The sequence below is a fragment of the Marinobacterium sp. YM272 genome (assembly GCF_050908845.1).
In the GTDB taxonomy this organism is placed as follows: Bacteria; Pseudomonadota; Gammaproteobacteria; order Pseudomonadales; family Balneatricaceae; genus Marinobacterium_D.
The window spans coordinates 1,691,796-1,715,493 of record NZ_CP194171.1; the positions used below are offsets into that span (position 1 = coordinate 1,691,796).

Consider the following 23,698-nt stretch of genomic DNA (forward strand, 5'->3'; position numbering starts at 1 on the left):
GTTGTTTTCGGTGGCCTGGGTCAGGACGATATCGTCGGTGGTTCCTCCAGCCACTTCAGCCTGGATGACGACCATGCGGCACTGCTGAATCCGGACTGGACCGGTGCCGATCTGAGACCGGATGACAGCGATATTCTGTTCGGTGGCGCGGGTACCCAGATCGATCGTAATAACGGTTTTGATCCGACCCTTGGTCAAGTAGATGGCGTTGATCAATACGGTGGCGATATCGTCACGGTGACTGATGGTACTGCATACGAAAGTAAGCACGGCCGCGATTCCGACGCCATTGCCGGCGATAACGCAGATATCATCCGTATCGTGGGTATCGATCGTAACGATGTTCTGGATCTTGACCCGAACGGCCCGCTCTACGTCGAGTACAACTATGATAATTACGGTGGCGAGAAGATCGTAGTACGCGGTATCCGCCTACTGGATTACACGCCGGGCGGCCCGGACTTCGATCCGTCCAACTTCTCACTGGTAGACCCGGCGACCACCGAAGATACTTCCGATGATGATATGCGGCCGATGTTTGGCCTCTGTTGCTGCGATACCGGTATCTGGACTCGCTTCGATATTGGCGGCAACGACGAGATCCACGGCGAAACCAGCGACGACTTCATCTACTCCGGCGGTGGCTTCGATATCGCCTTCGGTGACGCGGACGATGACGACATCATCGGCGGTTGGGGCCACGACTGGATCTCCGGTGGTACCGGTATCGACGGTATCCTCGGCGATGATGGCCGTATCTTCACCAGTCGCAATACCGCCGATCCGCAACTGGCGGAAAGCCTCAACGGTATAGAAGCATTGCTGGCCGATGACCCGGATACCCGTACCAGCCAGGGTAACGTGCTCAACGAGCTGATCCGCACGCCGGGTAATGTTCAGTCCGAGCTGATCAACGTGGCCGGTGCACTGAAGAAATCGGTGGACCTGACTCCGTACAACCTGACCGATATCGAGTTGGGGGCAGCGGATCCGAACGCGTCTAACCAGATGTTCGCTGACGATGTGATCTTCGGTGGCCTGGGTCAGGACTTCATCCACGGCGGCTCCGGCGATGACGCGATCAGCGGTGCCGAAGCACTGGAAGAGTCCTACGCACCGCGTTTCAACGAGGCGGGCGAATTTATCGGCCTGATCCGCACCGACTTCTCACGTCCGTATAACCCGAGCGATATCCTGCACTTCGGCGATGATAACGACGCCTGGAACTCACCGAAGCCGGTACAGAGCCGTCTCGGCGAGTTCTTCCTGTACGATGAGTATGATCCGCGTCGGGTGATCCTGTTCGATAGTGACGCAGGCTCCGTTTGGAGCGGTGATGTGAACGCCGACGGCTCTCTGCCGGATACCGAGCATGACGGCATAACCGGCGGGAGCGATCTCTACCAGTACTTCCTCAACGCTCGCAGCGATGAGGGTGTCAGTGTGCTTGGCTACGTGGCCTTCAAACCGGATGGCCGCACACCGGATCCGGATGTGCCGGCGGAGTTCCGTCAGAGCGACGGTGACGATGTGATCTTCGGCGACCTGGGTAACGACTGGATCGTCGGCGGTACCGGCCGCGACCATATCTACGGTGGCTTCGGTAACGATCTGATGAATGCGGATGATGTGCTCGGCACCGTGAATCCGGAGTACCCGCCGAAGAATAGTCCGGGGCAACTGCCGCTGGGTGGTACCGATGAAACTCCGGATACCCATCTGGTTTACGAGGATCGTGTCTTCGGCGGCGCCGGCCTGGATATCCTGATCGGTAACACCAAGGGCGACCGCCTGATCGACTGGGTCGGCGAGTTCAACAGCTTTATCGTGCCGTTCGCACCGTTCGGTATTGCCACGGTGAGCCGTCAGGTGCCGCCGCACCTGTTCGACTTCCTGTTCGCCCAGGCCTTCGGCGACGGTGTGGATATGACCCGTTATGCCGATACCGGGCAGTCCAACCACAACGAACGCTACTCGAATGTGAGCCAGCAGCAGGGTGGTATCTACGGTGAAATGGGGCTGGTAACTCAGAAGGATCATGGTTACTGGCAGGATCAGACCGGTGGCCCAACCGATCCGCAGGCGGGTAACGTACCGGGTGGCCGCCGCGATGTGTTGAGAACCTCGGACTTCAACAACGCATCGATGGACCTGTTCGTGCGTGATACCGGCAACTTCTCTGTCAGCGGTGGCCGGCTCAGCATCTCTGCTGCCAACGGTGAGCAGGCATCGGCCTTCTACAACCTGGATGACTACCTGCCGATCTATTACGAGGTCAGTGCACTGATCGAGGTGAACAAGCCCACCGGTGGTTCCAAGGCTAACGGCTACATCATCTTCGACTATAAGTCCGATATCGACTTCAAGTACGCCGGTATCAACATCTCCAACAACAAGATCGAGATGGGCTACCGTGATGCCAGCGGCTGGCATGAGGTGATCCAGTCTAATAAGCCGGTTCGGATTAAGCCGAATCAGCAGTATGAGATCCTGATCGCGGTGAACGGCACCAACGTGACATTGATTGTCGAGGGAGTGAACTGGTTCACCTATACCTTCGCACCAGAACTGGATAAGGACGCTAACCCGATACCGCTCAACAAGGGCTATGTCGGTGTTGGCATGGACAGCGGCTCAGGTACCGTGGACAACTTCAAGGTGCAGATCCTGCCGCCGCAGATCACCTTTGAAGAGACCGATACTTTTGATGGCTCTGAAACCTTACCGCAGGGCGAAACCGGTGCTTGGAGCCAGACTGGTGGCACTTATGCGGGCACACCGGCTGCGGGTGATACTGCGGTAAGCCTGGTGGATCTGGGTGTCACCATTGAGGCTGACTCCTACCTGGAGCTGGAAACCAGGGTATTCGGCGATGGTGTCGGCGGCCTGGCCTTCGATTACTACGCTGCGAATGACTTCAAGTTCATCGCCGTGGATGCACCGAATGATCGGGTGCTGATCGGTCATGTGGATCCGAAGCGTGGCCTGTCGATCGACTTGTCGATCTCCAAGGATCTGGCCGACAATGCTTACCATCAGCTCAAACTGAGCTTCAAAGGAGCCTCGGTCAACATCACCGTCAATGGCTCCTTCGTTGCCAGTTACGGTTTCAATTCCGGTCTGGTGGATGGTCAATTCGGCCTGGTAGCTATTGGCGGTAGCGCGACCTTTGACGAGTTCTATATCGGTACCAACGATCCAAACGCGGAACCGCTGGCGGAGGCGCAGCAAGCAGTGCAGCAGATGGTCGCAGCCCAGTCCGTTTCCTCTCTAGTGACAGCGCCCAAGCTCAGTGAAGAGGAGCTGACCGAAGTGGAAGCGGAATCGATCCTCGATGCCGCCTACGACGACTGGCTGCAGAGCGGTCTGGTCACCCAGAGCCAGCTTGACGCGCTGGGCGTTGTGGAGATCCGGATTGTTGACCTGGAGGGCGATGCGCTGGCTGAGGTCGATGGCAACACCATCCTGATCGACGTAAACGCCGCCGGTTACGGCTGGTTTGTGGATGAAACCCCGGATGCGGATGAGGAGTTCGGCGCTGATGGCGATGGTTCAGCCACTGGCCTGATGGATCTGCTCACCGTGCTGCGCCACGAGCTGGGTCACCTGCTGGGCTTCGGCCACGATGAATCGGGTGTGATGAGTGACGACCTGAATTCGGGCACGCGCCTGGATATCACCACAGACTCCGCCACCACCAGCCAAAGCACTGCGACGGTGACAACCGCCAATGCCGGCAAGCCGAGAGCAACACCGCGTGCCTGGGAAGAAGCCCTGGTCTTCGATGAAGAAACCGGACAGCTCATCCCGGCCGAGGATGCCAAGCTATACTTCTCTACCATGGGAAGGGAACGCAGCGCCTGGGGCCAGAGCCGCCATTCGAGGGACTAGCCGGTTGGTCGGTTGAACTCTAGGTGAGTTGAACTGGCGGCCAAGTAACCTTGACCCGCCTGGTCTTACCGCCTGGTCTTAAGAGTGGCTTGATGTACACAGCCGAGGTCAGTGCGGGCACGCTGCGTTATTTGAGCAGGATTGGATGCAGTATTGAGGACATGGAATGAAATCGAAACAACGTCAGTGCCGTGCTGTCACTTCGGGTCTGGGCTTGGGCTTTGGTTTGTTGCTTGGGGCGTTATCGCCATTAGCAGCGGCGGCTGAGCAGCAGGAGTTCCAGTGTGTTATTGAACCCAAGGCGACGATCAAGCTGGGCAGTTCGGAAGCCGGCATCCTCGATGAGGTGATGGTCAAGCGCGGAGAGCGTGTCGAAGAGGGGCAGGTGGTCGCGACGCTGGAGCGGTCTCTGGAAAAGCTGATGGTCGATCTGGCCAAAATGAAAGCCCAGAGCAACGAGGATATCCGCTCCGCCGGTGCTCAGGTGGCGTTTCGGCAGAAAGAGCTCGAGCGCTTTGAAACCCTGAAAGCCAAGAACGTCGTCTCTGAAAAGGACTATGACCAGGCCAGGGTTGAGGTTCGCCTGACGCAACTGACCCTGGATAAACATCGCCGGGAGAAAGCGATCGCCGAAGTGGAACGTCAGCATGCGCAGCAACGGCTGGAGCGGCGGATAATCCGCAGCCCGGTCAATGGTGTGGTCACGGAGGTTGAGCTCTCCAAGGGCGAGTATGCCTATGACCAGGCGCCGCTGATGACCATCGCCCAGATCGATCCGCTCAATGTTGAAGTCTATCTGCCGGTGAATATGTATCCCAAAGTGCAGATGGGTATGTTGGCAGAGGTCACCCCTGAACTGACCGAGGGGGGCAGCTACCAGGCCAAGATAACCGCCATCGACAGGGTGTTCGATCCGTCGAGCCGTACCTTCGGGGTACTGCTCGAAATGCCCAATAGCGACTACGCACTGCCGGCGGGTATGCACTGCTCGCTGGCGTTTATGGCTGCCGAGGGCGAGTCACTGGCCCAGCAAACGCTGCATGAACCGGGCGTGAAACTGGAGTGAGTGCGGCCCGATAAGGTTTGGCTGCAGAGGGCTTCAGCCTGCCAGAGTAAACCGGGCGACAAGCCCGGTTTGACCGTCCTGCCGATCCAGCAACTGGATCTCGGAGCCGTGCAGCTCGGCAATTTGATGGACGATGGAGAGGCCAAGTCCACTGCCGTCGCTGTTGTTCTTGCCCCGGTAAAAGCGCTCGAACACCCGCTGTTTCTGCTCGTCAGTGAGCCCCGGCCCCGAGTCGATGACGCTCACCTGAACCCTTCCATCCTGAGTGACCAGCTCCAGCGTCACCTCACCCCCGGTGGGCGTGTAACGGATGGCATTATCCACCAGATTGCGCAGCAGAATGCTGAGGTAAAGGGCGTGGCCATCCACGCTTATGTCGTCTTCCGGGGCGGTGAGTCCCAGGTCGATATCGCGGGCGATCGCGAAGGGAATCTGCTGACCGATCAGCTCGCGGCAGAGTCCGGTCAGGTTGATCGGTGCGCTTTCTGGCAGGCGCTCCTGCGGGTCGAGGCGGCTCAGGTGGAGCAGCTGTTCAACCACCCGGTTCATCCGTTTCAGGCCGGTTAGAATCTGGTCGCAGCTGCCGCGGCACTGTTCATCCCTGAGATCGGCGAACAGGTTCTCGCAGTGGATCTGCAGCGCCGCCAGCGGCGTGCGTAACTCATGGGCGGCATCGGCGGTAAAACGGCGCTCGCGCTCAAAACTGAGTTTGAGCCGCTGCAGCATGCGGTTCAGCGCACTGACCAAGCCACTGATTTCGGTGGGCACCTCCTGCATGCGCACCGGGTCCAGGTGGCCGGAGCCACGCTCGGAGACCTCCTCACTCAATGTCACCAGAGGTTTCAGGTTACGGCCGATCTGCCACCAGATCGCAACGCAAAGCAGCGGCAGAAAAACCAGTATCGGCAGCGTGTTGGTCAGGGCGATCTTGGTGGCGATCTCGGTGCGGGCCTTGTCGCTCTGCACCACCTGGATATGGTTCTGCCCCTGCTCGCCAATCAGCGTAAACATGCGCCAGTTCTCGCCGGGGTGATCCAGGTCGTGGTAGCCATCCACCGGCTCGTGATCCACCCAGTCGGGAAAGCTTGGCGATGCAACCAGAATATCCCCAGCACTGGAGACGATGCGGTAGGAAAGCTGCTCTTCGTAGGGGTGTGCCGGCTGCCACTGCTTTTCATTCATGATCACCAGGGGCAGGGTGGCGTCGTCCGGCGCCAGCTGTTCGATCAGACGGGCCATCTGGGCCATCTGGGCATCGAACAGCTCCTCGGCTTCCTCCTTGGCCGCGAAGTAGGCGAGGGTGGCGGTGGTTAACCCGGCCAGCAGGCCGAAGCTGAGCAGGCTGATGGTCAGGGTCTGGCGGATCGAGCGCATCTATTCCGCCTTGTCGATCATGTAGCCGACACCACGCACGGTGCGGATCAGTGAGGATGCCAGCTTTTTACGCAGGTGGTGGATATGCACCTCCAGGGTGTTGCTTTCCACCTCGGCGCCCCAGCCATACAGGGTTTCTTCAAGCCGGTCCCGGCTGAGTACCCGGCCGGCGTTTTCGGCCAGCGTCTGCAGCAGTCCATATTCCCGCCGGGACAGGGTGACCGGCTGTCCACGGTACTTGACGCTCTGTGCCTGTGCGTCGATCTGTAACTCGCCGATCTGCAGCGTTGTATCGCTGTAGCCCTTGTAGCGGCGTGTCACCGCGCGCAGTCGTGCTTTCAGTTCGGCCAGGTCGAAGGGCTTGAGCAGGTAGTCGTCGGCGCCGGCATCGAGCCCGGCGATGCGGTCTTCAATGGCATCGCGGGCGGTGAGAATCAGTACCGGTAACTCGTTGCCGCTACGGCGCAACTTGCGCAGCAGCTCCAGGCCATCCATGCCGGGCAGGCCCAGGTCGAGGAGCAGGCAGTCGAAGTGCTCCAGCTGTAGCGTATGCCAGGCGTCTTCGGCACAGGTGAGCCAGTCGGCGGTTTCGCCGGCCTTTTGCAGCGCAGACCTGATGCCATCACCTAGCAAGCGGTCGTCTTCGACCACCAGTATTCGCATGCCTGTTCCTTAGCCCAGTTTTTTGAGCAGTTGTTCTATCTCGTTTCTGCGACCGGCATCCGCCCTGGGACGCTGCGGACGGGGGGGCGCTGCCAGTGCCTTCTGCAGTGCCTCGCGGGCGGCTTCTTTGTCACCCTCGTCAAACAGGTAACTGCCATAAAAGTAGTTTGCATCCAGTCCGTCCGGGGCTATTTCAAGCGCCTGCCTGAGTAGTTCACCGGCTTTCTCGTCGTTCCCGAAGCCAAGCGGCCATCCCGGAACCTTGTGATACAACGTGCCGAGGCTGGTCAGCGCTGAACCGTTCAGTGCGGCAGGGTTCTCATCGATCGCCTGTTCAAACAGCTCACGCGCCTGCTTGGCCAGTTTCAGCGCACCCAGTCCACCTTCGGCACCGGCCTGGGAACTGACGACGATACCCTGCCAGATTAACAGTTCTGTATCTCCCGGGGAGTCCTGGCGTGCCTTTTCAATCAGTTTGGCCAGCGTGGCAAAGGCGCCGGCACGCTCTTTCTCCGGCAGATCATACTGGATTTTGGCCCACTGTCGCTGGATCGGCAGCAGTGCTTCGCTGCTGGCTGCCTGCGCAGAGAAGGTCAGTGCGCAAAGCAGGGCGATAACGGTGGAACGTAAGCACACGAGCGGTTTCATGGTCAGGCTCCTTTCTGTTTTAAAGGCTGTTTCGCGAAGCTTCGCTCAGCCAGTGGCGGTTCGGGAACTTGGGCGTAAGGTTTGATTTTGTTTAGCTGGCGGCGCAGTACCGCACTTATCAGTTCCGGACGCAGCCCGTTAAGCCGTACCAGCAGCTTTTCGGGCCAGCCGATGGCGGCCTGGGCCTTGCCCGATGCCAGCAGCTTGATAGCCGCTTCGGCAACGGTAACCGGAGCATCGCTCTGGCTACCGGTGGCCTTCAGCATCTGGTTGGCACGTTCCGAGTTGATCGCGGTGCGTGTTGCCCGGGGTGCCAGATATTGCACCTTGAGGGAGGTGTCCGCGTACTCCCGTGCCAGGGATTCGCTGAACAGGCGCAGGGCTCCCTTGCTGGCGCAGTAGGTTGTGTAGCCGGGAAAGCCGATCGCGCCGAAGGCGGAACCGATATTGAGAATACGGGGATCAGCGTTGGCCATCAGCGGCCCGATCAGCGCTCGTGTGAGCAGTATCGGCGCCGTGATATTGGTGCTGATCAGGGTTTCGATCTGCTCAGGGGACTGCTGCTCGAAAAGCGCGAAACAGCCCGTACCGGCGTTGTTGATCAGGGTGTCCAGTGCGGTGAACGACGTGGACACCGTATCGACCAAGCGCTGGCGCCCCTGTTCGGTGGTGAGGTCGGCGGCACAGGTCAGTACGCTGGGACAGCCCTCGTTGCTGCAGGCCGCGGCAATCTCCTGCAGCGCTTTCTGGTTGCGGCCGTGCAGCAGCAGCCGCGCGCCGCGTCGCGCCAGCTGCAGTGCCAGGGCTGCGCCGATGCCACCCGATGCGCCGGTAATAAGAATGTGACGATCCTGGAACTGCATAACGGGCTCCTTATTCGTTGGGCAGGCTGCGGAAGATATTGCCGTAGAGGTGATAGAAAACGCGTGCGCTGTGGATGATGCGCTGCTGCTGTTCAGGCGCGTCGATGCGGTTCATCAGTCCAGCGAAAAACTGGATATGATCCTGGTCGAGGGAACCGTGAGAGCGCAGATAACTGAAGGCGGCATCGGGCAGGCCCAGGGTTTGCTGAATAATGTGTGACATCGGCGTGGCCAGGTTGACGCTGGTGCCTTCGAGCACCTGCACCATACCGAAGAAGCCGACCGGGTCGACCCGCTGGATAAGATCATAGGCGTAGGCCACCATCAGTTCGGTTTCCATTGCCGGCTGCCCTTGCCGGATCGCCTCTTTGTCGGCACCGCAGGCGGCGAGATCGTTAAGGATCCACTCCTGGTGCCCGGTTTCCTCTTCGATATATTCCGCCACCGCTTCGCGCAGCCATTCCTGGCGCTCATCGATCCGGCTACCGCAGGCCATCAGCAGGGGCAGGGTGTGCTTTACATGGTGATAGGCCTGGGTCAGGAAGGCGATGTACTGGTTGCGGCTGATATCGCCATGTGTGCACGCCTGGATGATGGGTGACTGCAGCAGGTAAGCACGGGCGGTTTCGGTTTCCTGTTGCAGGGTTTCGTAGAAAGACATGATTAACTCCAGGCCTGGGTTTCAGGCAGGTAGAAAGACTCGATTTCGTCGTGGTAACGCGTGGCTATGGCGTCCCGGCGCGGGCGCCCGTTGGCGGTATACAGGCCGTTACCGGTGTTCATCGGCTCGCTCACCCGGTGCCAGCCACCGACCCGGGCGTAGTCGGGCAGTGTGGCGTTAAGTCGCTGCCGGATCTCCTCAAGGCGGTTGTCGCCCAGGCTGGGCGCATACACCAGCAGCGTGTTGAACGGGCGCGCTTCGCCAAACAGAACCGCCTGCTGGATGCCGGGCTGCGCCAGCCACTCCGATTCCACCCACTCGGGGCTCAGGTTGCGGCCGAAGCTGGAGATCAGCACATTGCGCCTGCGCCCTTTGACCGACAGGAAAGCGTCCGCATCGATGTCGACCAGGTCGCCCGTGGCGAAGGGGCCGTGTTGGGGCGGCTCGCCGAGATAACCCAGCATCAGGTTGGCGTCGATGATCAGCTCGCCTTCGGGATTCAGATGCAGTCGGCTGTGCGCCAGCGGTGTGCCTGCCGTGCCCGGCTTATCCAGGTCCGGTGTATTCAGGCTGACCACGGACGCGCATTCGGACAGGCCATACCCCTCGTAAGCGGGCAAGCCGCAGCGACGGGCGCGCTCGATAAGATCCGCGCCCACGCGGGCACCGCCCACGGCGATAAATTTGAGTGTTGGTACCGCGACACCGGCTTCGACAGCGCCGGTCAGGGCCGAGAGGATCTGCGGCAGTGCGATTAACGAGTCTGGCGCATAGCTGTTCAGGCTGCTGGCCAGCGCCCGCAGGTCGAGTTCGCTCGAGCCCTGGATACCCAGGGTTTTCAACGATGGTGTGACCAGAGTTGCGCCAAGCAGCAGCGCCGTATAGACACCGGCAATGTTCTCCAGCAGTGTCGCCAGCGGCAGCAGACAGAGGTGACGAGAAAGTGCCAGACCCTGCAGCCGTTCGGCCAGCGAGCGGGCAACCTGCAACTGCTGATCTGTGCTCAGGCAGACGCCCTTGGGGGTGCCCGTGGTTCCCGACGTGAAGGTGATTTTTGCCGTGCCCGGATGCAGGGGAGTAGCCCTGGCCGGCAGGTGCTGGATGATCAACTGGTCATCGCTGACGCTGATCAGGGTGTCGATACCGCTGGCTTCGAGCAGGTGATCGCGCTGGGCTGCGCTGAAAAACAGCGGAACCGGTACAACAACACGGCCCAGCTTGAGGGCGGCCAGATCGGTCAGCACCCAGTGGCGGCTGTTATCGGCCAGCAGCGCGATGCGCTCTCCTGCCGCGGTACGAAGCTGCTCGGCCAGGGTATCGATGGCGCCCGGCAGGTCACCCCAGCTAATGCTGCTGATCTCATCCTGGAGCGCGGGGGTATCGGGCTGTTGCCGGGCGAGGCGCTCCAGCTCAGAGAAAAAGTGATCGATCATTAACAGGCTCCGGTGGCAGCAGGGAGGTCGAAAGGGAAGCGCGTGTAGTGCTGAGACGTTCAAGCAGTTGCAGGCGGGGCTTATTGGCGCGGACGTTGATGGCAACCACCCTGGGGTTCAGGTCGTAGTAGCGTCCCCAATAACTGCGCGAGGTTTTCAGCAGCTCCGGGCGCGCCGGTGCCAGGGAGTGCAGGACCAGTCCAAGGCGGGTGAAGCTGTTGATCAGGGTCGGTGTCAGGGTCAGCACAGCCCAGTCCATTCCGCGCTGACCGAAATAGCTCGCCAGGACCAGAATCAGTTTACGGATTTCACCGGGCGTGGTGGTCGCCAGGTTGCCGAACTCGACAATCGTCTGGCGTGACACCGGGGAGTGGCTGAACTCCCGCAGGCAGGATTCGACCGGGGTATCCAGATAGGTTTCGAGAAACAGCGGGTTATCGCTCGCCCACTGGAACCCCGCGGCGGCGAGCAACTGGCTGCGATCATTCCGGGTACTGATCAATGTGGGCAGGAAATCATCGATCCAGGCAGAGTGAATCGCGGCAAAACGTTCACGGATAAATGCCTCGATGCGCGCTCTGGAAAGATCCCCGGGGCCGTGCAGGTACATTTTTTCGCGGGTTTCCGGAACGGGTTTAGGTGCGATCATGCGCTGACTCCTTCTCATTACCTGGAGAGTCTAGGGAGGTAAACTTAAAAGAGTCTTAAGCACGTCAGGCTGTTAACAACCCAGCGCTATCTGCCCCGGTTTATACAACCGTCGGGCGATCCTGAGGTTCCGGATAGAGAGGCAGGGGAGCTGCTATGAATTAGAGTGGGAGAGCGGTCTCCCGCCAGCTTAGAAAGTTGCCGGCGGGCCTTGATCAAGGGGTTCACCCGCGGGGTTTTATCCCAAGGAAAGCGACCTTTTGGCCCGGCGCACATTGACCAGCATCGGGCTGCCGGTGGCTGGGTCCGGCAGGATATCGCAGTGCACGCCATACAGCCTATGTACCAGATCCGGTGTCAGTATCTCGCCCGGTGCGCCCTGGGTGATGATCTCGCCATCACGCATGGCGACCAGATGGTCGGCATAGCGGCAGGCACTGAGCAGGTCGTGAACCACCATCGCCAGGGTTTTGCCGTGATCCCGGCTGAGGTGGCGGATCAACTCGAACACCTCTATCTGATGACCCAGATCCAGCGCCGAGGTGGGTTCATCCAGCAACAGCAGCGGGGTTGCCTGGGCCACCGCCATGGCGATCCAGGCGCGCTGGCGCTGCCCCCCCGAGAGCTCATCCAGTACCCGCTCTTCCATGCCCTCAAGGTCCGCCGCGCGGATCGCCTTGCGGACGGCGTACTGGTCCTCTTCCGACCACTGGTTCAGCCAGCCCTGGTGAGGCTGACGGCCAAAGCGCACCAGGTCCGAGACGGTCATCCCCTCCGGTGCGCTGGTCTCCTGGGGCAGCAGTGCCAGCTTACGTGCCACCTCGCGGGCCGGCTCGCGATGAATGTCCCGGCCATCCAGCAGGATACTGCCTGACCGGGGTTTGAGTACCCGCGACAGGGCGTTCAGCAGGGTGGATTTGCCGCAGCCGTTGGGGCCGACAATGGCGGTGATTTTTCCCTTTGGCAGTTGCAGCTCGAGTCCGTCGATAATCACCCGCTGTCCGTGGGCGACCGTCAGTGCCTTTGCGGCCAGCGGCGCGCACTGTTGGCTTTCGGTTTGTTCAATGCCGGGTGAAAAGAAGGCGTTCATGGCTGGCTCCTGAAAGAGGGGTTTAACAACATCCAAAGCAGATAGGGGCTGCCGACCACGGCGGTGACGATGCCCACCGGGATCTCCAGCGGTGAAAGCATCAGCCTGCCGACCAGATCGGCCAGCAGCATGATCAGCGCGCCGCAGAGCGTGGCGGCCAGCAACGGCACGCCGCGATGTTTGCACAGGGTGCGGGCAAGCTCGGGGCCGATCAGCGCAACCAGCCCCACCGGGCCAGCAACCGCCACCGCTAGACCGGTCAGCAGTACCGACAGCATCAGCCCGTTGCGGCGTACCTGTTTCAGGTTGACGCCCAGGCCAAGACTGACCGCGTCGGACACCTGCACCAGTTTCAGCGCAGAGGCCCAGCGCAGCGCCAGCAGCAGACAGGGGAGTAATGCCAGCCCCAGCAGCAGCGTGGCTTCGCTGTTGCGGGCATTAAGGCTGCCCACGGTCCAGGGGAAGGCGGCGTTGGCATCGTCAATGGCCACCCGGCTCAGCATGAACTGGGTCAGAGCACCGGCGACGGCGCCGATGGCAACGCCGGCGATGATAAAGCGGTAACCGCGTCTGCCCGAGTCGCCGGACAGGCCAAACGCCAGTGCGGTGGCGGTCGCTGCGCCCACCAGTGACATGGCCGGCGGCGTCAGCGCAAGACCGGTACCGAGCACCGAGGCCACGGCAAACGCGGTGGCGGCATTGTCGATGCCGATAATACCGGGGGTCGCGAGCCGGTTGCGGGACAGTGTCTGCATCAGACAGCCGGAGAGGGCAAAGGCCGCGCCGGTGGCCACACCTGCCAGTACGCGCTGAAGACGCAGTTGCTGCACCACCAGCTGCTGCAGCGCCGGCCCCTCACCACGTATTGCCTGCCAGACCTCGGATGGAGACAGGGGCAGCTCACCGAGGCTGAGTGACGCCGTGGCTGCAACCAGGATGAGCAGCAGCAGTACCGCGTTGACCAGCGTGGCTCGTTGCGGGATCAGCAGCGAAACGCTCCTCGTCCCCAGGCGTCCCGTCAGCAGCCAGTATCCCGGGGGCGTAAACAACGTTGAGGCTGGCGGAGAAACTGTATTCATATCGACTTTCCTAGAGCGATGGCAGGCGTTTGCCGCGTACCACGAGCAGCAGCAAGGGGGCGCCAATGAGGGCTGTCAGTACTCCAAGCGGCAGCTCCGCCGGCGCGACCAGCAGGCGGGACAGGATATCCGCCGTGACCAGAATAATCGGGCCGATCGGCAGACAGAGCCAAAGTGTGCGCCGGATATCGGGACCGGCGATGGCGCGGGCCAGATAGGGCACCACCAGCCCGATAAAGATGATCGGGCCCGCCACGGCGGTGGCGGAGCCCACCAGCAGCGCGACTACCAGTACGGTAAGAAAGCGGATGCGCCCGGGATGGTGTCCCAGGCCCTGTGCTGCCCGTTCCCCCAGCGACAGCGCCGCCAGTGGACGCACCAGGACTAGGCTCAGCAGCAGCGCCAGTGCCAGCGATGGCAGTAACCGATAAAGGTCCGCCAGGTCGCGGCCGGCCACACTGCCGGTGACCCAGAAACGGATCTCGTCGGCACTGCGCTGATCGAACATCAACAGCAGCGAGGTTAAGGAAAGCAGCAGCCCGGTGAGCGTTGCGCCCGCCAGTACCAGACGGACCGGATCGTTACCGACGCCCTGAATCCGCGCCGCGGCGAGTACAATCAGGCAGCCGGCCAGGGCGCCCAGCTGGGATACATACAGTGTCAGCGTGGCGGCGCTGGCACCAAGCATCAGCGTGACGGCCACGGCGAAGGTGCTGCCGGCACTGATGCCAAGCAGGCCCGGCTCCGCCAGTGGATTGCGCGACAGTGTCTGCATCAGTGCACCGGCACAGCCCAGCGACGCGCCCACAACCAGCGCGACCAGTGTCCGTGGGCCGCGCAGTTCCAGTACCAGAAACCGGGCTTCGTCGCTGCCGCCACCGAACAGGACCGCCAGGGCGTCACTCACTGAGACATCGCCGGCACCGAGCAGCAGGCTGGCCAGGCAGACGATCAACAGCAGCAGCCCCGCAGCCAGAAACGGCGGGGTAAAGGGGGTAAAAGAGGCAGTACCTGTCATTGACCGGCCTGTTCGATAGCCTGCTCCAGCCTGTCGAGGATGGCGCCGGCGGCTAGGGGGCCGCTGGCACTGCTGAACAGCTGGCCATCAACCGGAATGACATGGTCATTCTGCACCACGTCCAGGCGCAGGAACGCCGGTGACTGGCGTGCCGCTTCCAGCGCCTGCTCACCATCCTCATTGAGCGTGGCGAGGAACAGCCAGTCGCCATCGATCAGTGACAGTTTTTCCTGGCTCAAGGGCGAGCTATGGGGACGACCGGCCTGGATGATGCCGGCATCCTGCATCTCGAAACCGGCGGCCGTCAGCAGGCTGCCGGCAAAGAGTTTATCCGACATCAACAGCGCGCCCTGGGGCATCCAGCGGGCCAGAGTGGCCTGGCGACCGCTGTCTGGCAGCGCCTGATCGAAGCGGGTCTTAACCTGTGCCGTACGCTGGTCGATCTGGCCGAGCACCTGCTTCATCTGCTCTTCCCGGTCCAGTGCGCGGGCGAAGAACAGGCTCTCTTTTTTCCAGGCATCCTGTTCGAACATATTGAAGTCGGGAACCAGGGTAGGGGCCACCGCGCTCAGCAGCTGATACTGCTCTTTGCTGAGCCGGGAAGAGGTCAGGATCAGGTCCGGCTGCAGTGCGATCACCGATTCCAGGTTGGTCTCCCGCGCGGTGCCGACAATCCGTGTATCGCTCAGTTGAGACTGGATATAGCTGGCGACGCCGTCGCCGCCGCGGGTGGTGATCGCCCCGACGGGCTTGATACCGACGGCGACCGCTGCATCCAGCGCGCCTTCGTAGAGGGTGACAACCCGCTGCACGTCTGCGTCGACACTGACGCTGCCAAAGCGGGTCTCCAGGGTACGGCCGTCAGCCTGTGCGCCCTGGGCGGCGAGAAGGGTTCCCAGCGCAAGGGCTCCGGTGAGCTGTCGCAGTGAGGGGACCAGAGATTTAAACAACATGGGTTACTCCGTTTGTTTCCAGGCTCGGTTCAGGTTCAGAAATTGATATTCAATGCCATCCAGTAGCGGCGGCCATCAGCCACATAGCCGTACTCGTCGTACCCGATCTCCTCGTCAAACAGGTTGTAGATACCCGCCTTGAGGCTGGCCTGTGCGTTCAGCTGGTAGCCGAGGCCGGTGTCCAGCTGTGTGCTGGAAGGGGCTACGATGGCGTCCTGCGAAGGCCCGGAGACCGGCTGGCTCTCCCGGCCCCGGTAGGTGAGGCGGGTCCAGTGGGTCAGCGTGTCGCTGGCCTGCCAGTCCAGGTTGGCCGAGAACAGGTGCCGGGGCAGCTGGGTCAGCGGCTCGCCCTTATACTCCCCGGTTTTCTGCTCGGAGTCGGTGTAGGTATAGGTGGTGCTCAGGTCCAGGCGGTCGGTCAACGCCATATCCAGGCTGATCTCCACCCCGCGGGTTACGGCTTCATCCACGTTGACGCGGTAGGTCGGGTCGGCGCCGAACTGGTTGGCGCCATCGGTGCAGATGCTTGTCGGGCAGGTGATGCGGGTGATCTTGTCGTCGAAGCTGTTGTGGAACAGGGTGAGCGAGGCATCAACGGCGTTAAAGCCGTTGTAGTAGAGCGCGATCTCCTTGTTGAGGGAGGTTTCCGCCTCCAGGTCGGGGTTGCCGTAGACATTACCGCCGCGGCTGACCTGGCCCCAGTCCGGGGTGATTTCACGCAGGTTCGGTGCGCGGTAGCCACCGGCGATACCGCCTTTCACTGTCCATTGCGGCGCCAGCTGATACACCGCGTATACACGCGGACTGATGTGGTCGCCGTAATTCTCGTCGTTATCCAGGCGCGCCCCGCCGGTCAGTATCAGCTTGTCGGTCAGCATCCACTCATCTTCAGTGAACAGTGCCCAGCGGCTGTTCTCGATGCGCGTACGCTCCGATATGCGGTTGGTGGTCTGATCGTCCAGCTCCTCTTTCTCGAAGCTGGCGCCAAGGGTTAGACGATGATCGTAGCCGATGGGGGCAACCAGGCTGGTTTTCGCGTTGGTATTACTGATCTCGATCTGGCGCGACTTGTCCCTGGTGGTCTCGCGCTGAATATAGGAGTCGGTGGTGCCGAACTCCCAGCGGCCGGTATGCGCCAGGCTGAAATGCTTGTTGGTGTGTTCGGTGTAAGAGTCGGTACAGCCGCCCCGGCAACCGGTTTGTGGAGCTGATGCGCCCATCAGGGAGGTGCGCTCCTGGTCAGTAATACCGCCTTCGATCAGGAATTCCTGGCTGTCGGTTGGCGTCAGTGACAGGCGGGCAGTGAAGTTCTGCAGCTCTTTCTCTTCGTAGCCGTTTTCGATCTGGTCCTCTTCGCGGTTGTAGATGCGACCGTAAATCTGCAGACCGGCGCGGTCTTCAACCAGGGGACCGGCCAGGTTGAAGCTGGTCTGATACTGGTTTCCGGAGTCCTGGTTCTCCTGCAGGGTGACATCCTGCTGCAGATTGCCGTGCCACTCATCCTGCACCTTCCTGGTGATTACGTTGATCACACCCCCGATGGCGTCGGAGCCGTACAGCGTGGACATGGGGCCGCGGACCACCTCGATCCGCTGGATCGACTCCAGCGGCGGCAGCCAGTCGGTCTCGAATCCGGCACTGCCGTTGGGACGGCTTTCGCGGCCGGACACCCGTTTGCCGTCAACGAGTAGCAGGGTATAGCTTGCCGGCATCCCGCGCAGGCTGATATCCACGCCGTTATCGCCGGCGCCGCCGCCGGTGACCGTGACGCCCGGAGTGCTGCGCAGGGCATCGGTGAGGTCGGTGTAGGCGCGTGTCTCGAGTTCTTCGCTGCTGATGACGCTGATCGAGGCCGGTGCCGTGGTGATCTCCTGCTCAAAGCCGCTGGCCGTTACCACCAGATCATCCAGCTGAATGCTCTCGTCCGCGTTAGCGGTGGCCGCGGTCATCGCCAGGCCGACGGCCAGGGCCAGTCCTGAAAACGGCATGGCATCCCTGGTGTTCTGAGGTACGGGCATCACTCACTCCTGATTGTTCGCGGATAAACTTCAACTCATTCGATAGTGGTAATGATAATGTTTCGTATTTGCATAAAGCAGGTGCTAAAGTAAGACGCTCTGTTGCAAAAAGTGGAACGCCCGGAGGTGTGAAGAGTGTTTGGTCTACAGGAGCTGGAGGCTTTTGCCGCGGTGATGAAGGGCCGCAGTTTGACCGACAGTGCCCGCGCACTGGATCTGCCGAAGTCGACCCTGAGCCGACGCATACGCCAGCTGGAAACGTCACTGGGACAGCGATTGTTACGCCGGGAGTCGAACAGATTGATCCCCACCGAGGCGGGGCACCTGTTCTATGGCTACTGCGATGAGATCCTGAAGCAGGCGGCGCAGAGCCGGTTGGCGCTGGATGAACTGCGTGAGGATGTCAGCGGATTCCTTGATGTCTACTGCCACGACATGCTGCTGCGCGGCTGGTTGGGCCCGCTGGCACTGGATTTCATGGAGCGTTACCCGGCGCTGGAGATGAACCTGAGCACCCAGGTGACGGTACCGGGCCCGGAGTTGGTGGACGGGGTCTGTGTCTGGGTGGGGAGTGAACCGGAAACCGCGATGCGGTGTGAGAAGCTTGGTAACCTGAGCCAGGGTGTTTACGGTCATCCCGATTATCTGCATCGATTGGGTCGGCCTGAGCATCCCCGTGATGTGGGGGTCCATTGCTGGGTCAATCTGAGCCGCGATAATCGGGGAGCGGATCTCTGGCATCCGCGGGAAGGGCGGTATCGAACCGCTGCGCCGAGCCGCTGTTTTGCGGTGGATCGCTCGTTTATTCAGGTGGATGCCATCGTCAACGGCGGTGGCATAGGCCTGCTGCCTCACTGGATGGTGGCGTTACGCCAGCAGCATCATCCGGGGACGCTGGTGCCCTGTTTTCCCGACTGGCAGGGGCCTGATCTTGGTGTCTATCTGCTCTATCCCCATGGCCAGCTGCCGCGCCGGACCCAGGTGTTTATTGCCGCGCTGCGGGAGCTGGTTCCCGACGCCTGGTGAGGGTGAGGGGAGTCACCAAATGCCTGTTTTTGCGGGATTTTCAAGTTTCTGATATGAAAGTTTTTGGGGTGGTTTTAAAGGCGGCGGTAGCGATTCTGAGCTATACAGAAAGTAAAACTCGGGAGGGTTTGCTGCCATGCATAACTACCGGTATCCACGCGAAGAAGTGCTCTTTCTGCTTAATGATGTGATCGGTCTGCCCCGGCCGGCGGAGGGTTCGGAGGGTGAGGAGCTCGATAGCGATACAGTAGCGGCAGTCATCGAAGAGGCCGCCCGATTCGGCGAAAATCTGATCGCGCCCAGCAACGTCACGGGGGATCGGCAGCCGCCGCAACTGGGCGAAACCGGTGTCACCGAAACGGCGGGATTCGCCGATATCTATCACCAGTTCTGTGAGGCCGGCTGGCCCGCGCTGGGGGAAAATCCAGCGTACGGCGGTCAGGGACTGCCCAACCTTATCTCCACCGCCACCAGCGAGATCTGGCAATCCGGCAATCTGGCCTGGGCGCTCTGCCCGTTGCTGACCTTCGGTGCCATCGATGCCCTGGAGCATCACGGCAGCGATACACTCAAGTCGATCTGGCTGGAGAAACTGATCAGCGGCGAATGGACAGGGACGATGAACCTGACCGAGCCCGATGCCGGCAGCGATCTGGCGGCACTGAAAACCCGTGCGGAGCCGGAGGGCGATCACTATCTGATTCAGGGCCAGAAGATCTTTATCACCTGGGGTGATCACCAGATGGCGTCGAATATCTGCCACCTGGTGCTGGCCCGTCTGCCGGATGCACCGGCCGGCGTAAAAGGGATCTCCCTGTTTCTGGTGCCCAAATACCTGCTCGATGACCAGGGAGTGCCGGCCCAGCGTAACGACCTCAGGCCGCTGGCGATAGAGCACAAGATGGGCATCCATGGCAGTCCCACCTGTGTCATGAGTTACGGCGATAACGGCGGTGCGGTCGGCTACCTGGTGGGTGAGCCTCATCAGGGACTGACCTGCATGTTCACCATGATGAACAGCGCGCGCCAGTCGGTGGGCGTGCAGGGGCTGGCGGTGGCCGAGCGTGCCTACCAGGCTGCCCGCGACTATGCCCGCGAGAGGGTACAGGGCACGCTGAAAGACGGCAGTCGCGTCACCATTATCAACCACCCGGATGTGCGCCGTATGCTGGTACAGATGCGCGCCTCCTGCGAGGCGATGCGCGCCTTTGCCTACGAGGCGGCCGCTGAGGTGGATCGTGCCCGGGCGGTAGAGGGCGAGGAGCAGGCCCGGCGCGAAGCGCGGGTCGCACTTTACACCCCGCTGGTTAAAGGCTGGCTGACGGAGCTGGCACAGGAGGTCTGCTCACTGGCGATGCAGGTGCACGGCGGCATGGGTTACATCGAAGAAACCGGCGTGGCCCAGCTCTACCGGGATGCCCGCATTCTGCCGATCTATGAGGGCACCACCGGTATCCAGGCGCTGGATCTGATCGGACGCAAAATTGCGGCTGACCGGGGCGCTGCGCTGGAAGATCTGTTCGAAGAGATCAGCGGCAGCCTCAAGGCCTGTCCGGACGCACCGGCGCCACTGCGCGAGGGACTGGAAAAGGCGCTGAACCAGGCACGACGTTGTGTCGGTCACCTGATGCAGGCTGCGGGGCAGGACCCGGCTGCGCCGGCAGCCGGCAGCGTCAACCTGATGCTGTTGCTTGGCTACCTTTGTGGTGGCTGGATGCTGCTGCGCAGTGCCCAGCGTGCCGCGGAACGGGAAAAACAGAGCGACAATTCAGCCTTCTGGCAGACCCGCCAGAAGGTCGCTGCCGCCTACGCCGAACAGCTGCTGGTACGTTGCGGCTACCTGGCACAGGCCGCCAGTGCCGGCTCGGCCAATTTGATGGAGATCGATGAGGATCAGTTCTGAGTGAGCGCCGGGCACGGGGCTACTGATCGGCAGCCTCGGCGTCCTGGCGTTTGATCACCTTGTGCTGATCTTCACTGCGACCGAGTTTCCAGTAGCTGGAGATATAGAGGTTTTCCCGCGCCGGTTGCCAGCTGTCCTTGAAGTGCTTGCGCAGCGCTCTCATGCTGGTGAATTCGCAGGCGGTCCAGATCGAGGGCTGTCCCTCCGGCAGTTCGAGATTGGCAATGTACTCCAGCAGGAGCTGACCTTCAGGGTCCGGTTCCGGGATGACCACCCAGTGCAGCTTGATCTGTTCAGGGTGCTTCAGGGCCTGGATATCATCTTCATGCAAAATGGAGATGACCGCATGGCCGCAGGCGTTTTCGGGCAGCTGTTCCAGGTTGACGCTGATCGCGGGCAGGGCGGTCATATCCCCGGCCAGCAGATGCCAGTCGGCGTCCGGGTTGATCATTTTTTTCGGGCCGGGGCCGCCGACCAGAATCCGATCGCCTGGTTGGGTTTCCACGGCCCAGCGCGATGCCGGACCGCTGGTGCCGTGCAGGTTGAAATCCACATCGATCTCACCAGCGCGCTGCTGACGTACGGTATAGGTGCGCACCATCGGTTTTTCGCCATCATCGCGTGGGAAAAACAGCTTGATATAGGCACTTTCCTGGTTGTCCGGAAACTGGCTCATGCCGCTGCCACCGAGGGTGATGCGCTGCATATGCGGGGTGAGCTGGACAGACCGGATAACTTCAAGTTCGCGGGGGGCGGGTTTGCTCATGGTTAGGTTTTCCTCGTGTTTGCGGATGTCTGTCCCGCTTGCTCTGTCATCAGATTCGCGACCCGGACAAAGGTGGTAATTTCGTCCTCGGAGAGGGTATGGGTCATCTGTGCCGTGACCTGCTTTTCAAGATTTTCCAGGGTGTCCAGCAACGCGGTGCCCTGAGCCGTGGGTTCTAACACCTGGCTGCGGCGATCCCTGGGGTTGCTGACCCGGACCACAAAACCTTTACTCACCAGTTCATTGAGCACCCGTGTGATCTGTGCCTTATCGCGCTGCATGTTAGTGGCGATGGAGTGAGCAGTGCTGCCGGCATTGCGACATACACCCTTGAGCACCCTGATATGGGTGATCGGCAGTTCGACACCCTCGCTTTGTATCGTCTCGCGTAACTGCCTGCGGTAGGCGTGCATAAGACGGTGTAGTGCATCGCTTAGTGTGCGGTCGGACATAAATGATTTGGGTTGCTAGATGGTTGATATAGTCAACTTTGAGGGTTTTTGTTGATAGTGTCAATCATTAATAATTTCATTGGCGAGCTAAGTTGTTGAAAAAAGCCTATTGATCAATAGGGAATACAAAGTGTTGTCGCTTTTGGTCTATACAAACGCCGCTATTGGGCAGGCTGTTGTGATACTATTGATGTTAATCAATTTTCCCCGTTTCCTCAGCGGGGATACACAACCCCGAGTCATCTACAGATTTCTACGCCCGGCAGTTTTCATTGCGGGGTGTTCTCTTTTATCGCGTAACCCGGCCGCTTTTTTGTTGCCCGGCCGAACAGGAGTGCTATCGCGACACCGCTTTCTCAATTGAACGTCAGGAAACAATCCATGAATGCATGGTACCTACTCTGCTTGTTATCGGCTGTGGCCGTATTAATCGCTTACACCAACCAATATGTTCTGAAACTTCAGACAACTATTGCTATAACGACGGGATCCGTGGTGATCTCCCTGCTTGTGATGTTGTCCTTCAAGCTGATCGGCGACGATATGGCGGCATCGATCACCAACGTACTCAGCAGCCTTAACTTCAACCAGCTGCTCCTCAAGGGGATGCTTGGCTTTCTGCTGTTCGCCGGTGCGCTGGAGATCGACCTGCATGCGCTGCGCAAACAACGCTGGGAAATCACGGTGCTGGTGCTGTTCTCGACTCTGCTATCGACAGTCATTGTCGGCTATCTCGCCTACTGGCTGCTCGCGGTGCTGGGCTGGTCGATACCACTGATCTACTGCCTGCTGTTCGGTGCCCTGATCAGCCCCACCGACCCCATCGCCGTGCTGGCGATCATCAAACAGATGAACGCGCCCCAGGGAATCTCGATCCAGGTGGAGGGCGAGTCGCTGTTTAACGATGGTGTCGGCCTTGTGGTGTTCACCACCATCTTTGCGGTGGCTTTTTCCGGTACCGAACCGACCTTTGCCGGGGTCGCAGAGTTGTTCCTCAGTGATGCGCTTGGCGGTATCGCCTTTGGCTTTGTGCTGGCGCTGATCGGTCACTTCCTGCTGTGCAACTCCCGCGGGGATGCGAACATCCGTCTGCTGATAACCCTGATGATCCCTTCCGCCGGTTTTGCCCTGGCGAATATGATGGAGATCTCCGGTGCGCTGGCGATGGTGGTTTCGGGTATCTTTATCGGCAACGTGACCCGGGCCAAGGTGGCAGACCCGAATGATCCGTCAGGCTCCCAGTACATCAACAACTTCTGGCATGCCACGGACAGCTTTCTCAATGCGCTGCTGTTCCTGCTGATCGGCCTGATGCTGGTGACCATGAATGTAACTCTGGTGGAGGTGGGCATCGGCCTGCTGATGGTACCGGTGGTCCTGCTGGCGCGCTTTATCAGTGTTGGTATTCCGTTCAGCGTGTTCAGACGTTTCCGCCGCTACGACGTCAACTCGGTGAAAATACTCACCTGGGGTGGCCTGCGAGGTGGCCTGGCGCTGGCGATGGCCGCGTCTATCCCCAGTGGTGAAATGCTGGTGCGCGGTGTCGATATCCATAACCTGCTGCTGATAATCACCTACATGGTGGTGATCTTCTCCATCGTGGTGCAGGGGCTGACCATCGCGCCGATGATCCGCAAGAGCATCAAGGCCAACCGCATCAAAGTGCGCAAGGAAAAGGCGGATCGTCGCGCAGAACCGGCGGCTTAGGTGTCAGCTAACATCTGCCATACTTGTTGGTGAGAGGAGGGCTGCAGGCCAACGTCTGAGGCCTTCTTCGGAACACAGAACCTGCCCGGTTTGGTGTCCGAGTCACGCACAGTATCGGGAGGTACCCTATGGCCAAGGGATACATACTGTTTACCGAAAAGGTGCTCGACCAACCGCTATACGATGCTTACATCTCCAAGGTGGTCAAAACGATCACCGATAGCGGCGGGCGGATCATCATGGTGGATGACGCTCCACAGGTACTCGAGGGCAACTGGCACGGCAGCCGCACAGTGATACTGGAATGGGATTCGCCGCAAGGTGCCAGGGACTGGTACGACTCTCCGGAATACCAGGCGATTATCGGGGAGCGACATGCATCGGCGGAAGCCAACGCAATTCTGTTGCATGGGCTCTAGGCGTCAGCCTTTAACAAAGC

20 protein-coding genes (1 of these 20 running past the window's edge) are annotated in these 23,698 nt (G+C 60.5%); 6 read left to right on the forward strand and 14 right to left on the reverse strand.

What is annotated here, in order from left to right; translation table 11 throughout:
- Both ACQUQP_RS07570 and ACQUQP_RS07575 read left to right on the forward strand, forming a co-directional pair.
- Positions 1-3,891, forward strand: partial view of an LEPR-XLL domain-containing protein gene (locus ACQUQP_RS07570; protein WP_432698192.1) — the 3' portion only. 36,780 nt of this gene lie to the left of the window's left edge; only the last 3,891 of its 40,671 coding nucleotides appear in the window; the start codon falls outside the window, past its left edge; its stop codon occupies positions 3,889-3,891.
- 166 nt (positions 3,892-4,057) lie between these two features.
- Positions 4,058-4,957, forward strand: coding sequence for an efflux RND transporter periplasmic adaptor subunit (locus ACQUQP_RS07575; protein WP_432698193.1), 900 nt, complete (start codon positions 4,058-4,060; stop codon positions 4,955-4,957).
- A 33-nt stretch (positions 4,958-4,990) separates the two neighbouring features.
- On the opposite strand, the gene ACQUQP_RS07580 is transcribed toward ACQUQP_RS07575, so the two are convergent.
- The 12 genes from ACQUQP_RS07580 to ACQUQP_RS07635 all read right to left on the reverse strand — a co-directional run bounded on the left by ACQUQP_RS07580 (position 4,991) and on the right by ACQUQP_RS07635 (position 17,405).
- Positions 4,991-6,331, reverse strand: coding sequence for an ATP-binding protein (locus tag ACQUQP_RS07580; RefSeq protein ID WP_432698194.1), 1,341 nt, complete (start codon positions 6,329-6,331; stop codon positions 4,991-4,993).
- Positions 6,332-6,994, reverse strand: a complete 663-nt coding sequence (locus ACQUQP_RS07585) for a response regulator (protein ID WP_432698195.1) — start codon at positions 6,992-6,994, stop codon at positions 6,332-6,334.
- Positions 6,995-7,003: 9 nt separating this feature from the next.
- The gene (locus ACQUQP_RS07590) at positions 7,004-7,642 is read right to left on the reverse strand and encodes a hypothetical protein (protein ID WP_432698196.1); all 639 of its coding nucleotides are present in this window, start codon (positions 7,640-7,642) and stop codon (positions 7,004-7,006) included.
- Positions 7,643-7,644: 2 nt separating this feature from the next.
- Positions 7,645-8,505 (reverse strand): SDR family oxidoreductase, encoded by an 861-nt coding sequence (locus ACQUQP_RS07595; RefSeq protein ID WP_432698197.1) that lies wholly within the window; start codon positions 8,503-8,505, stop codon positions 7,645-7,647.
- A gap of 10 nt (positions 8,506-8,515) precedes the next feature.
- Complete coding sequence (locus ACQUQP_RS07600) at positions 8,516-9,166, reverse strand: TenA family transcriptional regulator (protein WP_432698198.1); 651 nt, start codon at positions 9,164-9,166, stop codon at positions 8,516-8,518.
- 2 nt (positions 9,167-9,168) lie between these two features.
- A complete protein-coding gene (locus tag ACQUQP_RS07605) occupies positions 9,169-10,599 on the reverse strand; it encodes an AMP-binding protein (protein ID WP_432698199.1) in 1,431 nt (476 codons plus the stop codon).
- On the reverse strand, positions 10,577-11,248 hold the full coding sequence (locus ACQUQP_RS07610; RefSeq protein WP_432698200.1) for a thermostable hemolysin: 672 nt from the start codon (positions 11,246-11,248) through the stop codon (positions 10,577-10,579). Before ACQUQP_RS07610 ends, ACQUQP_RS07605 begins: the two co-directional genes overlap by 23 nt.
- A gap of 237 nt (positions 11,249-11,485) precedes the next feature.
- Positions 11,486-12,337, reverse strand: coding sequence for an ABC transporter ATP-binding protein (locus tag ACQUQP_RS07615; RefSeq protein ID WP_432698201.1), 852 nt, complete (start codon positions 12,335-12,337; stop codon positions 11,486-11,488).
- Positions 12,334-13,416, reverse strand: coding sequence for a FecCD family ABC transporter permease (locus ACQUQP_RS07620; protein WP_432698202.1), 1,083 nt, complete (start codon positions 13,414-13,416; stop codon positions 12,334-12,336). The genes ACQUQP_RS07615 and ACQUQP_RS07620 overlap by 4 nt, the downstream gene beginning before the upstream one ends.
- A 10-nt stretch (positions 13,417-13,426) precedes the next feature.
- Positions 13,427-14,434: a FecCD family ABC transporter permease gene (locus ACQUQP_RS07625; RefSeq protein ID WP_432698203.1), complete on the reverse strand. Its 1,008-nt coding sequence runs from the start codon at positions 14,432-14,434 to the stop codon at positions 13,427-13,429.
- Positions 14,431-15,387, reverse strand: coding sequence for an ABC transporter substrate-binding protein (locus tag ACQUQP_RS07630; RefSeq protein ID WP_432698204.1), 957 nt, complete (start codon positions 15,385-15,387; stop codon positions 14,431-14,433). Before ACQUQP_RS07630 ends, ACQUQP_RS07625 begins: the two co-directional genes overlap by 4 nt.
- A 35-nt stretch (positions 15,388-15,422) precedes the next feature.
- Positions 15,423-17,405, reverse strand: a complete 1,983-nt coding sequence (locus ACQUQP_RS07635; RefSeq protein WP_432698205.1) for a ligand-gated channel protein — start codon at positions 17,403-17,405, stop codon at positions 15,423-15,425.
- A gap of 135 nt (positions 17,406-17,540) precedes the next feature.
- Between ACQUQP_RS07635 and ACQUQP_RS07640 the strand changes: the two genes are divergently transcribed.
- Both ACQUQP_RS07640 and ACQUQP_RS07645 read left to right on the forward strand, forming a co-directional pair.
- Entirely contained in the window at positions 17,541-18,431 is an 891-nt protein-coding gene (locus tag ACQUQP_RS07640) for a LysR family transcriptional regulator (RefSeq protein WP_432698206.1), read from the forward strand.
- 136 nt (positions 18,432-18,567) lie between these two features.
- On the forward strand, positions 18,568-20,334 hold the full coding sequence (locus ACQUQP_RS07645; RefSeq protein ID WP_432698207.1) for an acyl-CoA dehydrogenase: 1,767 nt from the start codon (positions 18,568-18,570) through the stop codon (positions 20,332-20,334).
- Positions 20,335-20,353: 19 nt separating this feature from the next.
- On the opposite strand, the gene ACQUQP_RS07650 is transcribed toward ACQUQP_RS07645, so the two are convergent.
- The gene (locus tag ACQUQP_RS07650) at positions 20,354-21,100 is read right to left on the reverse strand and encodes a siderophore-interacting protein (protein ID WP_432698208.1); all 747 of its coding nucleotides are present in this window, start codon (positions 21,098-21,100) and stop codon (positions 20,354-20,356) included.
- 2 nt (positions 21,101-21,102) lie between these two features.
- Positions 21,103-21,552 (reverse strand): MarR family winged helix-turn-helix transcriptional regulator, encoded by a 450-nt coding sequence (locus ACQUQP_RS07655; protein WP_432698209.1) that lies wholly within the window; start codon positions 21,550-21,552, stop codon positions 21,103-21,105.
- A gap of 495 nt (positions 21,553-22,047) precedes the next feature.
- Between ACQUQP_RS07655 and ACQUQP_RS07660 the strand changes: the two genes are divergently transcribed.
- Both ACQUQP_RS07660 and ACQUQP_RS07665 read left to right on the forward strand, forming a co-directional pair.
- Entirely contained in the window at positions 22,048-23,259 is a 1,212-nt protein-coding gene (locus tag ACQUQP_RS07660; protein ID WP_432698210.1) for a cation:proton antiporter, read from the forward strand.
- Positions 23,260-23,387: 128 nt separating this feature from the next.
- Positions 23,388-23,678 (forward strand): DUF1330 domain-containing protein, encoded by a 291-nt coding sequence (locus ACQUQP_RS07665; RefSeq protein ID WP_432698211.1) that lies wholly within the window; start codon positions 23,388-23,390, stop codon positions 23,676-23,678.
- Positions 23,679-23,698: the final 20 nt, after the last annotated feature.

Coding starts and splice junctions, on each gene's coding strand:
- ACQUQP_RS07575 (WP_432698193.1), top strand. CDS start 4,058: ATGAAATCGAAACAACGTCAGTGCCGTGCTGTCACTTCGGGTCTGGGC.
- ACQUQP_RS07580 (WP_432698194.1), bottom strand. CDS start 6,331: ATGCGCTCGATCCGCCAGACCCTGACCATCAGCCTGCTCAGCTTCGGC.
- ACQUQP_RS07585 (WP_432698195.1), bottom strand. CDS start 6,994: ATGCGAATACTGGTGGTCGAAGACGACCGCTTGCTAGGTGATGGCATC.
- ACQUQP_RS07590 (WP_432698196.1), bottom strand. CDS start 7,642: ATGAAACCGCTCGTGTGCTTACGTTCCACCGTTATCGCCCTGCTTTGC.
- ACQUQP_RS07595 (WP_432698197.1), bottom strand. CDS start 8,505: ATGCAGTTCCAGGATCGTCACATTCTTATTACCGGCGCATCGGGTGGC.
- ACQUQP_RS07600 (WP_432698198.1), bottom strand. CDS start 9,166: ATGTCTTTCTACGAAACCCTGCAACAGGAAACCGAAACCGCCCGTGCT.
- ACQUQP_RS07605 (WP_432698199.1), bottom strand. CDS start 10,599: ATGATCGATCACTTTTTCTCTGAGCTGGAGCGCCTCGCCCGGCAACAG.
- ACQUQP_RS07610 (WP_432698200.1), bottom strand. CDS start 11,248: ATGATCGCACCTAAACCCGTTCCGGAAACCCGCGAAAAAATGTACCTG.
- ACQUQP_RS07615 (WP_432698201.1), bottom strand. CDS start 12,337: ATGAACGCCTTCTTTTCACCCGGCATTGAACAAACCGAAAGCCAACAG.
- ACQUQP_RS07620 (WP_432698202.1), bottom strand. CDS start 13,416: ATGAATACAGTTTCTCCGCCAGCCTCAACGTTGTTTACGCCCCCGGGA.
- ACQUQP_RS07625 (WP_432698203.1), bottom strand. CDS start 14,434: ATGACAGGTACTGCCTCTTTTACCCCCTTTACCCCGCCGTTTCTGGCT.
- ACQUQP_RS07630 (WP_432698204.1), bottom strand. CDS start 15,387: ATGTTGTTTAAATCTCTGGTCCCCTCACTGCGACAGCTCACCGGAGCC.
- ACQUQP_RS07635 (WP_432698205.1), bottom strand. CDS start 17,405: ATGCCCGTACCTCAGAACACCAGGGATGCCATGCCGTTTTCAGGACTG.
- ACQUQP_RS07645 (WP_432698207.1), top strand. CDS start 18,568: ATGCATAACTACCGGTATCCACGCGAAGAAGTGCTCTTTCTGCTTAAT.
- ACQUQP_RS07650 (WP_432698208.1), bottom strand. CDS start 21,100: ATGAGCAAACCCGCCCCCCGCGAACTTGAAGTTATCCGGTCTGTCCAG.
- ACQUQP_RS07655 (WP_432698209.1), bottom strand. CDS start 21,552: ATGTCCGACCGCACACTAAGCGATGCACTACACCGTCTTATGCACGCC.
- ACQUQP_RS07665 (WP_432698211.1), top strand. CDS start 23,388: ATGGCCAAGGGATACATACTGTTTACCGAAAAGGTGCTCGACCAACCG.